This window comes from Rossellomorea sp. LJF3, from assembly GCF_037046045.1.
In the GTDB taxonomy this organism is placed as follows: Bacteria; Bacillota; Bacilli; order Bacillales; family Bacillaceae_B; genus Rossellomorea.
The window spans coordinates 1-12,637 of record NZ_JBANLY010000002.1 but is presented as its reverse complement, the minus strand read 5'-3'; the positions used below and the strand labels follow the sequence as shown (position 1 = coordinate 12,637).

Annotated in this window: 15 protein-coding genes; 13 read left to right on the top strand and 2 right to left on the bottom strand. The window is 44.0% G+C overall.

What is annotated here, in order from left to right; genetic code table 11:
- Nucleotides 1-13 precede the first annotated feature (13 nt).
- Complete coding sequence (locus V8G47_RS02545; protein WP_336198743.1) at nt 14-904, top strand: RluA family pseudouridine synthase; 891 nt, start codon at nt 14-16, stop codon at nt 902-904.
- A 65-nt stretch (nt 905-969) separates the two neighbouring features.
- On the opposite strand, the gene prpE is transcribed toward V8G47_RS02545, so the two are convergent.
- Nucleotides 970-1,707: a bis(5'-nucleosyl)-tetraphosphatase PrpE gene (gene prpE / locus V8G47_RS02540; RefSeq protein WP_336198742.1), complete on the bottom strand. Its 738-nt coding sequence runs from the start codon at nt 1,705-1,707 to the stop codon at nt 970-972.
- A gap of 804 nt (nt 1,708-2,511) precedes the next feature.
- Between prpE and mgtE the strand changes: the two genes are divergently transcribed.
- The 5 genes from mgtE to V8G47_RS02515 all read left to right on the top strand — a co-directional run bounded on the left by mgtE (nt 2,512) and on the right by V8G47_RS02515 (nt 7,847).
- A complete protein-coding gene (gene mgtE, locus V8G47_RS02535) occupies nt 2,512-3,855 on the top strand; it encodes a magnesium transporter (protein ID WP_336198961.1) in 1,344 nt (447 codons plus the stop codon).
- Between the two features lie 21 nt (nt 3,856-3,876).
- The gene (locus V8G47_RS02530) at nt 3,877-5,739 is read left to right on the top strand and encodes a monovalent cation:proton antiporter family protein (protein ID WP_336198741.1); all 1,863 of its coding nucleotides are present in this window, start codon (nt 3,877-3,879) and stop codon (nt 5,737-5,739) included.
- 111 nt (nt 5,740-5,850) lie between these two features.
- Complete coding sequence (locus V8G47_RS02525; RefSeq protein WP_336198740.1) at nt 5,851-6,336, top strand: DinB family protein; 486 nt, start codon at nt 5,851-5,853, stop codon at nt 6,334-6,336.
- Nucleotides 6,337-6,416: 80 nt separating this feature from the next.
- Nucleotides 6,417-7,193, top strand: a complete 777-nt coding sequence (gene fabI, locus V8G47_RS02520) for an enoyl-ACP reductase FabI (protein WP_034763489.1) — start codon at nt 6,417-6,419, stop codon at nt 7,191-7,193.
- A gap of 123 nt (nt 7,194-7,316) precedes the next feature.
- Nucleotides 7,317-7,847 carry a CotO family spore coat protein gene (locus V8G47_RS02515; RefSeq protein ID WP_336198739.1) on the top strand — a complete coding sequence of 177 codons (531 nt, stop codon included), beginning with the start codon at nt 7,317-7,319 and terminating at the stop codon, nt 7,845-7,847.
- A gap of 53 nt (nt 7,848-7,900) precedes the next feature.
- Here V8G47_RS02515 and V8G47_RS02510 read toward each other — a convergent pair whose 3' ends face one another.
- Entirely contained in the window at nt 7,901-8,383 is a 483-nt protein-coding gene (locus V8G47_RS02510; protein WP_336198738.1) for a CotY/CotZ family spore coat protein, read from the bottom strand.
- A gap of 134 nt (nt 8,384-8,517) precedes the next feature.
- Between V8G47_RS02510 and V8G47_RS02505 the strand changes: the two genes are divergently transcribed.
- The 7 genes from V8G47_RS02505 (at nt 8,518) to V8G47_RS02475 (ending at nt 12,389) form a co-directional block, all read left to right on the top strand.
- Nucleotides 8,518-8,874 (top strand): DUF1360 domain-containing protein, encoded by a 357-nt coding sequence (locus V8G47_RS02505; RefSeq protein WP_336198737.1) that lies wholly within the window; start codon nt 8,518-8,520, stop codon nt 8,872-8,874.
- Between the two features lie 264 nt (nt 8,875-9,138).
- On the top strand, nt 9,139-9,606 hold the full coding sequence (locus V8G47_RS02500; protein ID WP_336198736.1) for a sporulation protein: 468 nt from the start codon (nt 9,139-9,141) through the stop codon (nt 9,604-9,606).
- A gap of 12 nt (nt 9,607-9,618) precedes the next feature.
- Complete coding sequence (spoVAC, locus tag V8G47_RS02495) at nt 9,619-10,089, top strand: stage V sporulation protein AC (protein WP_336198735.1); 471 nt, start codon at nt 9,619-9,621, stop codon at nt 10,087-10,089.
- The gene (spoVAD, locus tag V8G47_RS02490; protein ID WP_336198734.1) at nt 10,089-11,105 is read left to right on the top strand and encodes a stage V sporulation protein AD; all 1,017 of its coding nucleotides are present in this window, start codon (nt 10,089-10,091) and stop codon (nt 11,103-11,105) included. Before spoVAC ends, spoVAD begins: the two co-directional genes overlap by 1 nt.
- 20 nt (nt 11,106-11,125) lie before the next feature.
- Nucleotides 11,126-11,482, top strand: a complete 357-nt coding sequence (gene spoVAE / locus V8G47_RS02485; RefSeq protein WP_034763503.1) for a stage V sporulation protein AE — start codon at nt 11,126-11,128, stop codon at nt 11,480-11,482.
- A 15-nt stretch (nt 11,483-11,497) separates the two neighbouring features.
- Nucleotides 11,498-12,190 (top strand): DUF421 domain-containing protein, encoded by a 693-nt coding sequence (locus V8G47_RS02480; RefSeq protein WP_336198733.1) that lies wholly within the window; start codon nt 11,498-11,500, stop codon nt 12,188-12,190.
- 79 nt (nt 12,191-12,269) lie between these two features.
- Complete coding sequence (locus tag V8G47_RS02475; RefSeq protein WP_336198732.1) at nt 12,270-12,389, top strand: YjcZ family sporulation protein; 120 nt, start codon at nt 12,270-12,272, stop codon at nt 12,387-12,389.
- The last annotated feature ends 248 nt before the right edge of the window (nt 12,390-12,637 follow it).

Here is a 12,637-nt window from a genome sequence, read left to right as displayed (position 1 = left end):
GGGGAATGGTAAGGTGAAGGGATATACGCTAAAGTGGTGCATCCCATCAACCTATGAGGGGAAGCTGATGAGAGAGTTTCTGATCGATCAGCAATTGTCAAAGCGTACATTGACGGCAGTCAAGTTTGATGGAGGAAGGATTTCCCTCAATGGAAAGGAAGAAAATGTCCGGCATCCACTTACTGCAGGAGATCTTCTTGAGGTGAGATTTCCTGAAGAAAGAGCAAGTGAAACGTTGGTGGCAGAAAAGATTCCTCTCTCAATCGTTTACGAAGATGATGATGTGCTCGTTGTGGACAAACCGTGGGGGATGAAAACGATCCCCACGAAAGAAGAGCCGACAGGAAGTCTTGCGAATGCCATATTCGGGTATTTCAATCAAATGGACCTCGCTTCAACGGTACACATCGTTACCCGATTGGATAAAGACACGTCTGGACTGGTACTCGTGGCAAAACACCGCCACGTTCATCATCTGTTCAGCCTTCAGCAGAAGGGGAGGGAAATCAACCGGACATATGAAGCCTTTGCAGAAGGGGTAATGAATGGATCCGGTTCGATAGAAGAGCCGATCGGAAGGAAGTCCGACAGCATTATTGAAAGAGAAGTGCGGTCAGATGGACAATATGCCCTGACCCATTACAGGGTGGAAGATCAGTTCCCTGAATTTGCACACCTGGAATTGAAGCTTGCAACAGGCAGAACCCATCAGATCCGTGTTCATCTTTCCTACCTTGGCCATCCTCTCGCAGGAGATGATTTATATGGCGGAAGTGTTAAGCTGATAGGCAGACAGGCCCTTCATTGTAAAATGCTGCACTTTTTCCATCCGATTATGAAAGAATGGATGAACTTGGAGTGCCCCTTGCCCGATGATATGAGAATGCTGCTTGATAGGCAGTAAGAGGCCCCTTCAGTTAGACTGAAGGGACCTTTTTAGTATTATTTTGATATCTCCCCCATGAAAACTCATTCAACTTCCCGAAACTTCTCTGCCACGAAAGGCATACTTGATGCTACACTCACTACTTCGAGTTCAGGGTATCTAAATGCAGAAAGCATACCGCCAAACACGGCGCCTGTATCGATGTTGGCCGTTTTATTTATGAGGCGTGCTTCTTTCACCGGGGTGTGGCCGTATACGATCCATGCTTCGCCTTGATAGTCACGTGCCCAGTCTTTTCTGACAGGCGTGCCGTCATCGTTCTTTTCTCCAGTTATGTCTCCATAAAGGACGAAGGTTTTCACACGGTTCGATTGCTTTCCGATTAGTTCTTCCTTGATGCCTGCATGGGCAATGATCAGCTTACCTTTATCCAATGCATGGTATAGAGGGGAGTGTTCATATAATTCGATGAACATATCCCGATAGCGATTTCTTTCCTTTTGGGGGAGGGCACTCAGTTCCGCCACGGTTGTTTCCAGGCCGTGAAGGATTTTCACGTTGTTCCCTAAGAAATAACGGTAAAGCTTATTGCAATGGTTCCCGGGGACATAATAAACAGTATCTTTTTGAAAAAGACCGTATACGGTTGAGATCGTCTCCAGGGAGTGATGTCCCCGATCAGTCAGGTCTCCCACGAAACCAAGATTCCTTCCATGAGGATGAACAGGAAGGCCGCTGCCCCATTCATACCCAAGCTTCTTCGTCAACTCTCTCAATTCGGTAAAACAGCCATGAACATCACCGATAATATCAATTTTCATGGAAATCCCACTCCCTTACCTGCCTTTTTTCTTTTCTTTTCACGTATTTTATGACATATTAATGATTCAGTCTTTCAATTAAATCACTTAATTATTCATCGAGCATAATTATGGTCACTTATTTAATTTTTCATCAAAATAGCGAAGGCTGGTTGATTTCCGCTGCAGGTGCTCGCTTTCCGCGGGGCGTGAGTTGAGCCTCCTCGGGCTTTGCCCTGTGGGGTCTCAACTTTCACGCAATTCCCGCAGGAGTCGAGCACCTTCCGCTACAATCAACTGTATTGGTATGGAGAACTAATCTACTTCTGTACACCTCTAGAAAATATCAATTTCTATATGTGGAGTGGTCGATTTCACCTTGAATAGTAAAAATGCTGTTTCATTCGTTTTTCCACTGGTAAGCTCTGTCACGCTATCTCGTTTAGATGGGGAGGGGAACGGCGTAGACTCCTGCGGAAAAACGGACGAGACAAGACCCCGCAGCGAATGCGAGGAGGCTTGGCCGTTCGTCCGCCGGAAAGCGAAGCCGGGCCCCTCACCATCTATCCATATACACATAGACAGAGCCTCAGTAGTTCCTATATTAGAAAACAACAATCTTTGCGAAAAGAGCTTTTCGAAAAGACCCTTTCTATATTATAAAGCAAAGGAATACATAGATGGTTATGATTTCATAAGAGACAATTGTGTTGAGATTTGCTAGTATTATTACGACTATATTCAAGCAATTAATGAAGGAGGGTGTATTGGATGTCTGAGGTAACTCAAGAACAGGAGAATGAAAGAGATAAGCAGGAAAAGGAAATGTATGATGAAGACCTTCTCATCAGAGCCCTTCAGGAAGAAAATCTGGATTTATTTCGTTCAGAATTTGTTCAATTACACTCTTATGATCAAGCAAAGTTTTTCTCTAAAATAGATGAAGACTTACGAAGCCGGCTGTATCATTATCTTTCACCGGAAGAAATGGCGGAGCTTTTTGAAAGTCTGGATATAGATGAAGAAGATTATCAGGATATCCTGGCCGAAATGAATCCTACATACGCAGCCGAAATGCTTTCTAATATGTATGCCGATGACGCGGTGGATGTGTTGAATGAGCTGGATAAAGATCAGGTTGTCAGTTATTTGACAATCATGAATGATGAATCGGCTAAAGAGATTAAAGAGTTACTGCATTATGAAGAATACACAGCTGGTAGTATCATGACCACTGAGTTCGTGGCCATTTCAAAGAATCAGACGGTCAGGTCTGCCATGTATATATTGAAAAATGAAGCACCCAATGCGGAAACGATTTACTATATCTATGTGGTGGATGATGATAAAAAGCTTGTAGGGGTCATCTCCCTTAGAGATTTGATCATCAGCCATGATGATGTGATGATCGGTGAAATCATGAGTGGGCGGGTCATGTCTGTCGGTGTCAGCGAAGATCAGGAAGCTGTTGCACGACAGATGAAGGATTACGATTTCCTTGCCCTGCCGGTTGTTGATTTTCAACATCATCTACTTGGAATCATTACGGTAGATGACATCATGGACGTCATGGAAGAAGAGGCGTCCGATGACTACTCTAAACTTGCCGGTATCGCCGATTTGGATTCCATTGACAGAAGCCCTATAAATGCGGCCAAGAAGCGTCTCCCATGGCTCATCGCCTTACTATTCCTCGGAATGTTCACTGCAAGCCTCATCGGCAGGTTTGAAGATACCTTGGATAAAGTGGCCATCCTTGCCGTGTTTATTCCATTGATTGCCGGAATGGCAGGAAATACTGGAACTCAGGCACTCGCCGTTGCCGTGAGGGGGATTGCAACAGGGGACCTGGAAAAGGAAAACAAGATGTCCCTTGTGTTCCGTGAAGCGGGAACAGGGCTGATCACGGGGACCACTTGCGGGATTGTGGTCAGCATCATTGTGTACGTGTGGAAAGGCGAATTCTTTTTAGGGATCCTTGTCGGCGTCTCCGTATTGATTTCACTATTCGTTGCTACCCTTGCAGGTACATTAGTGCCCCTCTTGATGCACAAGCTAAAAGTAGATCCGGCCGTCGCTTCCGGTCCTTTTATTACGACGATAAATGATATCATCAGTACTTTAATATATCTTGGATTAGCGACGATGTTTATGAATTACCTAATATAGAGAGAACAGGGGGAAATATGAATGGAACAACATGCATCTGTTGCATCGCTTGTTATTGTGATTCTGGTAGCATTTTTAACTCCCATTTTGCTGCATCGACTCAAATTGAACTTCATCCCGGTCGTCATCGCAGAGATTATAATGGGATTGGTTATAGGAAAGAGCGGGTTTAATCTCGTCCAGCAGGACATGTGGCTTGAGACATTATCTACCCTGGGGTTTATTTTCCTCATGTTCTTAAGCGGTGTTGAAATTGATTTCAAGGCTTTTTCAGGCGGGAAAAAGAAAAAAGAGCTCTTGCCGAACGGGAAAGAAGAACCAAACCGCTTGAAAGTGGCGACTTTCATTTTCATCGGTATTTTCTTAGTATCACTGGGACTATCTTATCTGTTTGTCCTGTTTGGCCTCATTGATAATGCGTTCTTGATGACATTGATCATTTCCACGATATCACTTGGTGTCGTGGTACCTACACTGAAAGAGGCACATATATCGAAAAGTGCCATCGGACAGATCATTCTGCTGGTAGCCGTCATTGCAGACCTGGTGACCATGATCTTACTGGCTGTGTTCGTTTCTCTTTATGGAGAAGGACATGGGAATATGTGGCTCCTTCTAATCCTGTTCGGTGTCGGGGTTCTATTATACTTCCTTGCGAAGAGACTAAAGAACAATCCCTTTATTAAAAGTTTATCTACAGGGACCGTTCAAATCGGTACGCGGGCTGTCTTTACATTGATCATCCTACTTGTGGCGGTATCCGAGACGGTGGGTGCCGAGAACATTCTGGGGGCTTTCCTTGCCGGTGTACTCGTATCATTACTTGCACCAAATCAGGAGATGGTTCATAAGCTTGATTCTTTTGGATATGGTTTCTTAATCCCGATCTTTTTTGTGATGGTCGGTGTGGAGCTGGACCTTGGGTCACTGCTGAGTGACAAGAAAATGCTTTTACTCACTCCATTGCTGATTCTTGCCTTCCTTGTTTCGAAAATCATCCCGGTATATTTATTAAGGTACTGGTATGATACGAAAACGACGATCGCTTCAGCATTTCTCCTTACATCAACTTTGTCGTTGGTGATTGCTGCTGCAAAGATCGCTGAAAGAATTGAAATCATCACCCCTCAAATGAGTGGTACGCTCATCCTGGTGGCCGTGATTACATGTATTATCACACCTATCTTCTTTAAAAAGCTTTTCCCACGGGAAAGTGCTAAAGAGAAGAAGCTTAAAATTACGTTCCTTGGTGCCAATCAGTTAACCATGCCCGTTTCAAGGGAGCTTCAATCCTCCTTGTACGAACCCGTACTGTATCATACGAAACAGGATAAATCAGATCGGAGCATCGCTGATTCACTGTTCGATATCCATGAAATCGATGATTATGATCTCGGTACACTCCAAGAGAAGGAAATCTTTGAATCGGATATCCTAGTGATTTCAACTGGGGATGAAGAGGTGAATGCAACTCTGGCAGTGACGGCAAAAGAGTATGGGGTTGGCCGTGTGATCGTGAGGGTGGAGAGCCCTGATCTGCATGAAAGTCTTCGTGAACAGGATATTGAAGTATACTCTGTATTCTTATCAACGAAAGCTTTATTAAGGGCGCTCATCGAATCACCATCCGTCATGAGCATCTTGACCAATCAAGAAACATCCCTATACGAAATCCGCATGTTGAACAGTCAGTTCGAAGGAATGACACTCCGTAAATTCCCATTCACGGGAGATGTCATCTTTGTCAGGATCTTCAGGGGGAAGGATTCCATCGTTCCCCATGGGGATACAGAACTTCACATGAATGACCGCCTGATTGTGACAGGCTCAAAAGAATACGTCGATGAACTCAAACGAGAACTCGAATTCTGTGAATACTGCTAACATGAAACCTGCTTCCCAAGATACATTTTTCTTGGGAAGTTTTTACTTTATAAAGGAGTATCATCCCTAAATCCCTAATAGATAATATAAGGTAAGAAGGAGGAAACGAATATGTGGGAAACCAAGATTATAGAGATTCGGGAGTTGGTAAAGGAAAGTATAAAGGGTTTGTCTTATGATAAATTGAATCAAAAACCTTCCCCCGGGGAATGGAGCATCGCGCAGATCGTCCTTCATCTGGCCGGAGCGGAAACGCGCTTTTTGACTTTGGCCCTTGATTCTGCAGAAAGTGGAGGGGGGAGAAGCCATTCTGATGTGGATTTATCTGTATTTGATGATTCATCCCAAAAACTGATAGCGCCAATCGAGCCTTCCACTGACCCGCAAACGATGGACGATTTGATGAATGCATTGGATGAGTCACGTTCGGTCACCACACACTTTCTGGAGAAATACACGAAAGAGAGTTTGAATCGTCGATCCATGAACCATCACCGATTTGGAGACATGCCGATATGGCAGGTACTCGAGCTTCTCGGGAAACACGAACAGAGGCATCTTGTGCAAATGGAAGATGTGAAAAAGAGAATAAGGTAGAAATTTTCTTTTCTTTTAGGGGATAGTGCGGTAGAATTAGTAGCAGGTACTAATAACATGTATTAATTAGGAGGATAATAATGACTCTTTCATTAAAAGGTAAAACATATGTTGTAATGGGAGTGGCGAATAAGCGAAGTATCGCGTGGGGTATCGCCCGTTCGCTGCATCAATCAGGTGCGCGTTTGATCTTTACATATGCAGGTGAGCGTTTTGAAAAAGGTGTCAGGGATTTAGCCGGAACATTGGAAGGCGGAGAAGATTCACTCGTACTGCCATGTGATGTGACGAATGATGAAGACATCGAGAAATGTTTTGCCACGATCAAAGAAGAAGTGGGAACCATTCATGGACTGGCTCACTGTATTGCCTTTGCCAATAAAGAAGAGCTTGCCGGAGATTATATGAATACGACTAGAGACGGTTTCCTGCTTGCTCACAATATCAGCTCATATTCACTGACTGCAGTGGCAAAAGTGGCTAAGGACCTTATGACAGAAGGCGGCAGTATCGTGAGCATGACGTACCTGGGCGGAGAACGGGTCATGCAGAACTATAACGTCATGGGAGTGGCGAAGGCTTCTCTTGAAGCGAGCGTGAAGTATCTTGCGAGCGACCTTGGGAAACACGGCATCCGTGTGAATGCCATCTCTGCAGGTCCGATTCGTACCCTGTCAGCCAAAGGTGTCGGCGACTTCAACAGTATCCTGAAAGAAATCGAAGAGCGTGCTCCACTTCGCCGCAATACGACACAGGAAGAGGTCGGAGATACGGCGGTATTCCTTTTCAGTGATTATTCAAGGGGAATTACAGGAGAGAATCTTCACGTAGATTCAGGCTATCACGTACTGGGTTAATAATAGAAATAACGGCTATGGGATAAAATTCCCTAAGCCGTTTTTTTTATATTCCATAAACACGAAACCCCTGGGCGCTTTCTGCATACATATAAAAGTGGAGATCAATTGGGAGGTGTCTTAGTGAGAAAAGAGAAAAAAGCGGGGAGAGAACCCCTGCTGTATATAAACCAGCCGAGATTAGAAGAAGTGAAAGGCAATATGCAAGTTACTTACCGATCAGTCAAGAAACCCAAGCCGGTGGAAGAGAGGATTAAAAGTAATAGGATATCAGACCCGGAAACCCCATTAAGCCAAGGGACACAAGAAGATAAGTATGTAGATGAGCAGTTGTTTTTGGATCAGGGGGAGCACGAGGAAGAACCAAGTGTCCAACCGACCCGGGAGCTCCCTGAACGGAAAACGGCCGCTTCTGCGTTCAGGAAATTAAAGCCCTTCCGTGAATTGACAATCGAAGAAAAATTAGACTACATTTCTGCAAGTATTTCGGGCAAAGTACCCTTTCCATGTGAGTTTTCTAATGGTCAGGTGACGGTGAAAGGAGTCATTGTGGAGGATACGGGAGAAGACATCACTATCAAAAGCTTTCAAGGAGAAGAAGTGAAAATGAGGAAGAATGAGATACAATCCATCAAGATGATCGGGCTGCAATAAAAAAAGGAGCCAGGCGGGATACCCGACTGGCTTCTTTCATCTGAAATGTTGAATTAGTCTTCGCACTCAAGGAATACGTGTACGTCTTTGATGCATTGAATCGCACAGAAACAATCAAGGTCAACTGTGATACATTCGCCTGTGAATACCCATTCAGTGTTCGTACCCATAGTCTCCATATCAGAGCCGGAGCCGGACTTTGTGCCGGTAGCTTCAGCATAGTCAGGCTTTAACACTTGAAGAGTCGCACAGCAGTTATCGAATACTTCCTTCACCCGGAAAAATGGTGATTTCCAAGGGCATCCCTTGATATGCGCTTTGAACGTCTCACCGTTTTTAAGATATAACTTGAAGATACGAGTATTCAAGCGATTAGTAGGACTTACCATTGAACCTAGTGGCTCAAGGAAACAGTCATTTTTACAATCGTTACACTCTTGATTTGCTTCGTCTTGAATATCTTTAATAGCACGGACGGCTTGACATACGCAACCACGATTTTTTGAACTATTGTCTTTATCTCTTCCGCAACCCATATAGAAGTTCCTCCTTAAAATGAATTTCATTTACATTACTAACATATTGTCATGTAGGCAATTAGGTAACGGACATCTGCCCTCTTTTGTAAATTTGGGCTTGTATAATTTGTGAATTGAAGGGAGTCTTTCCATTGCAACTTACTTTTATTGAACTGATTGCACTTGGCTTAGCCATATTCCGGTTGACCCATCTCATTGTCTTCGATAAAATCACTGAGTTCTTACGAGCTCCATTTTTCGATGAGTATGTTGAAGTGGAAGAGAATGGGGAAGAGGCGATTTATCTTTCCCCTAAAAAAGGTGGTTTGAAAGGGTTTATCGGAGAATTATTGTCCTGTTATTGGTGTACGGGAATATGGGTATCCGGTTTTCTGTATGGAGGTTATTTCTTTTTACCATTGTACTTCGTGCCGCTCATCACGCTTTTAGCACTTGCCGGAATCGCCGCCCTGTTGGAAGCAGCGGTCCAAAGTTGGAAAACTGATTGAAGCCATAGGTAATTAGTGGAAACAAGCTCGGGTTTCTTCACATATAATAAAAAGGGAAACAGGATAAAGGAGGAAATAAAAAGTGAAGAAAACCTCTGCAAATACACAGAAACAAGGAAACTCATCCACTAAGAAAAAAGGGTGCGGTTGCGGATCAAAAGTGAAAAAAAGCTAAGACTGCTCAATTGGGCAGTCTTTTTTTTTTCATAAAAAACGACTTTATGAAAAAAATAAAGATGAGTACAAACAAAAGAGGGATCTGTCATGAATAAAAAAAGAATCATCATTCCACTTTCATTATGCGTTTTGATTGGATGTGCGAATAAGGAAGATGGAAGCGATAGTAAGATTGCACTTATGAAAAAAACCAATCCGCCACCCATTGAATTAGTGGATAATCCAGAGACAGACAGTTACGGTCATGCCATCAAAAAGGAAATTTCCAAAATGAAGGAACTTTACGATGTCGCTGTCATCCAGGGGAAGAAAGAAACGCTCGTTGTTTACAAAGTGAAGCATTTGCACAGATTCAAAATGAAAAGGATCGAAAAGAAAATGGATCGCTATTTGGAAGATAAATATCCTAAGGAAGATTTTATATTGTCCAGTGACTATAAAATCTTTCTCGAAACCATCCGCTTAAAAGAAAGGCTGAAAAATGGGTCAATCTCAAAAAAGGATGCTGAAAACAGATTCCGGGATATCGTGAAGCTGCAAAAAGAGAAAACGTAGGAGGAATGTTTCGTGGGAAAAACACAAAAAACACCTGAACAAAAGAAGTACGAGCAGTTAGAAAAACAATATGAAACGAAGCGGCCCCTCCTGAAAAATGTCATAAAAGCATTCTTTGTGGGAGGCTTCATCTGTCTGATCGGACAGGCGGTAACGTATATGTACATTTATTATTTCAACTTTACTGAGCAGACTGCAGGGAACCCTACGGTTGCAACGATGGTTTTTCTCGCAATGCTCCTGACCGGTTTCGGGGTGTATGACCACATTGGCCAATTTGCAGGGGCAGGAAGTGCCGTCCCTGTCACAGGCTTCGGGAACGCCGTGATTTCTGCCGCCATTGAGCATAGAACAGAAGGACTCGTCCTCGGTGTTGGAGGGAATATTTTTAAACTGGCAGGCTCAGTCATTGTATTCGGAGTATTTTCAGCCTTTGTCGTGGCATTAATCAAGACCATCTTAATCCAGCTGGGGGTGATCTGATGCTGCAGGGTACACGTTCGTGGCTATTTCCTGGAAATCCCGCCATCCTTTCAACCGGTGTCGTCGGAGGGCCTTTTGAGAAAAAAGGAAACCTCACAGCAGACTTCGATCAATTTTACGATGATGTATGGATGGGGCAGGAAACATACGAGAAAGCAAACCGCACTCTCATTGAGGACGCCGTTCAAATTGCTCTCGAAAAACAATCTCTGCAAAAAAGTGATATCCAATTTTTTTTGACAGGTGATCTGATCAATCAAATCACCCCTTCAAGCTTTGCGGCAAGAACCAATGGAATTCCTTATTTCGGTTTGTTCGGGGCGTGCTCGACATCAATGGAGGGACTTGCACTTTCAGCCTTTTTAGTAAATTATCATGGAGCCCGTCATGTGGTTACAGGTGCTTCCAGTCACAACTCGGCTACCGAGAAACAATTCCGCTACCCTACTGAATATGGTGGCCAGAAACCACCGACTGCCCAATGGACGGTTACGGGTGCCGGCTATGCTGTGATTGGAGAAGGGACATCCGTCACCACGCCGACTCCGAGAGTGACATCGGCAACGATCGGGAAGGTGGTGGATATGGGGTTGAAGGATCCATTTAATATGGGTGGGGCCATGGCTCCGGCAGCTGTAGATACGATTGTTGGTCATTTTCAGGATCTGGGAAGGGATCCTTCGTACTATGATCTCATTATTACAGGCGATCTTGCTGCAATTGGAAGGCAGACGGCTGTTGAAATGTTGAAACAAAAAGGCTACGCACTCCCTGATGGTCTGTTTCAAGATTGCGGGATGCTGATTTACGGTGAAAAGCAGCCGGTACAATCAGGAGCAAGTGGGCCTGGATGTTCAGCCACCGTACTTTACGGCCATTTATTGAATGAAATGAAAAAAGGAACGTACAAACGCATCTTAGTCATAGCGACAGGAGCATTGTTGTCACCCCTGACATTTCAACAAGGCGAGTCGATTCCTTGTATCGCTCACGCGGTGTCGATTGAAGTTATGTAGTTCTGAAAGGAGGAAACCAAGTGTTAGCGATGTTTTTTTGGGCCTTTACAATAGGTGGAATCATCTGTGTGATCGGTCAATTATTGTTTGATGTGGCGAAACTGACCCCGGCGCACACATTAAGTCTGCTGGTAGTCTCGGGAGCCATCCTTTCAGGCTTCGGGTTATACGAGCCTCTTATCGATTTTGCCGGGGCGGGAGCGACCATTCCCATTACGAGTTTTGGGAACGCACTCGTAAATGGGGCCATGCAGGAGGCCGGGGAACATGGATTGGTAGGAGTCCTTACCGGTATGTTCGAAGTCACAAGCTCCGGGATCTCATCCGCCATTATCTTCGGATTTATTGGTGCGCTCCTGTTCAAACCAAAGGGATGATAGAGGTGAACACAGATGCCTGAATACTTACAGGTGGCACTAAGAAGTATATTTATCCTGCTTTCCCTTTTTGCGATCACCAAATTATTGGGGAAGAAACAGCTGTCGAAATTATCCTTCTTCGAATACATCACCGGAATTACAGTGGGGAGCATTGCAGGGACTCTTTCTATGGATTTGAACCTGCCCTTGAGTGAAGGGCTGATGAGTATCTTATTATGGTTTGCATTTCCCCTCCTGTTTTCTTTCCTGTCCTTGAAGAGCATTCGCTTTAGGAGATTTGCTGAAGGCAAACCCACGGTATTCATAAAGGATGGAAATATCGATGAAAAAGCTTTGAAGAAAGAAAAGTATTCCGTTGATGAAATGCTTGAACAATTACGGAAAAAGGATGTCTTCCGCGTTACAGACGTGGAATTCGCATCCCTTGATACGAACGGTGATCTAAGTGTTTTATTGAAGAAAGAAAAACAACCCCTTGTCCGGGAAGATGTATTTGACATTTCACAAAAATCCACTCCGCCACAAGCCGTCATCACGGATGGGAAAATCGATCAAAAAGCCCTGTCTGAAGTGGGTTTTCCTTTGGCATGGTTGGTTCGGGAGCTGTCTAAGAGGAAACTGACGGTGGAGTCCGTCTTTTTGGCTCAATTGGATTCTGAAGGCAACCTGACCTTCGACCTGTACGATTGGACAAACACACAATAAAATATCCAAAAGCCCATACGTTCTCCTCTCTTAATACATATGTTATAAGAGACTAGAGGTAAAAGAGAGGTGAAATTATATGTATGGATATGGATACGGTGGCTGTGGTTATGGGTACGGAGGCGGTTATGGCTCAACGTTTGTATTGATCGTTGTGCTTTTCATCCTCTTGATTATCGTTGGAGCAAGTTTCTGTTAGAAAGGGGTACAAAAGGCAGAATCCTCATTGGAGAGATTTTGTCTTTTTGTTTTGTTTTTATATATTTCTTTTTTTCTAAAGAGTGACGTTACAGTTGATTTCCGCTGCAGGTGCTCGCTTTCCGCGGGGCGTGAGTTGAGCCTCCTGATATGAACGAAACTGTCAATGTCCGCACTCTACACCGATTTAAAAGCAGCTTTAATAACAGGAGCTCTTTTAGCTCCATTTTTCAATTGATTTTAAAGCCG

Excerpts from the sequence above, each read along its gene's own strand:
- V8G47_RS02530 (WP_336198741.1), top strand. The coding sequence starts at position 3,877 with ATGGAACAACATGCATCTGTTGCATCGCTTGTTATTGTGATTCTGGTA.
- prpE (WP_336198742.1), bottom strand. The coding sequence starts at position 1,707 with ATGAAAATTGATATTATCGGTGATGTTCATGGCTGTTTTACCGAATTG.
- V8G47_RS02475 (WP_336198732.1), top strand. The coding sequence starts at position 12,270 with ATGTATGGATATGGATACGGTGGCTGTGGTTATGGGTACGGAGGCGGT.
- mgtE (WP_336198961.1), top strand. The coding sequence starts at position 2,512 with ATGTATGATGAAGACCTTCTCATCAGAGCCCTTCAGGAAGAAAATCTG.
- spoVAD (WP_336198734.1), top strand. The coding sequence starts at position 10,089 with ATGCTGCAGGGTACACGTTCGTGGCTATTTCCTGGAAATCCCGCCATC.
- fabI (WP_034763489.1), top strand. The coding sequence starts at position 6,417 with ATGACTCTTTCATTAAAAGGTAAAACATATGTTGTAATGGGAGTGGCG.
- V8G47_RS02480 (WP_336198733.1), top strand. The coding sequence starts at position 11,498 with ATGCCTGAATACTTACAGGTGGCACTAAGAAGTATATTTATCCTGCTT.
- V8G47_RS02510 (WP_336198738.1), bottom strand. The coding sequence starts at position 8,383 with ATGGGTTGCGGAAGAGATAAAGACAATAGTTCAAAAAATCGTGGTTGC.
- V8G47_RS02525 (WP_336198740.1), top strand. The coding sequence starts at position 5,851 with ATGTGGGAAACCAAGATTATAGAGATTCGGGAGTTGGTAAAGGAAAGT.
- V8G47_RS02500 (WP_336198736.1), top strand. The coding sequence starts at position 9,139 with ATGAATAAAAAAAGAATCATCATTCCACTTTCATTATGCGTTTTGATT.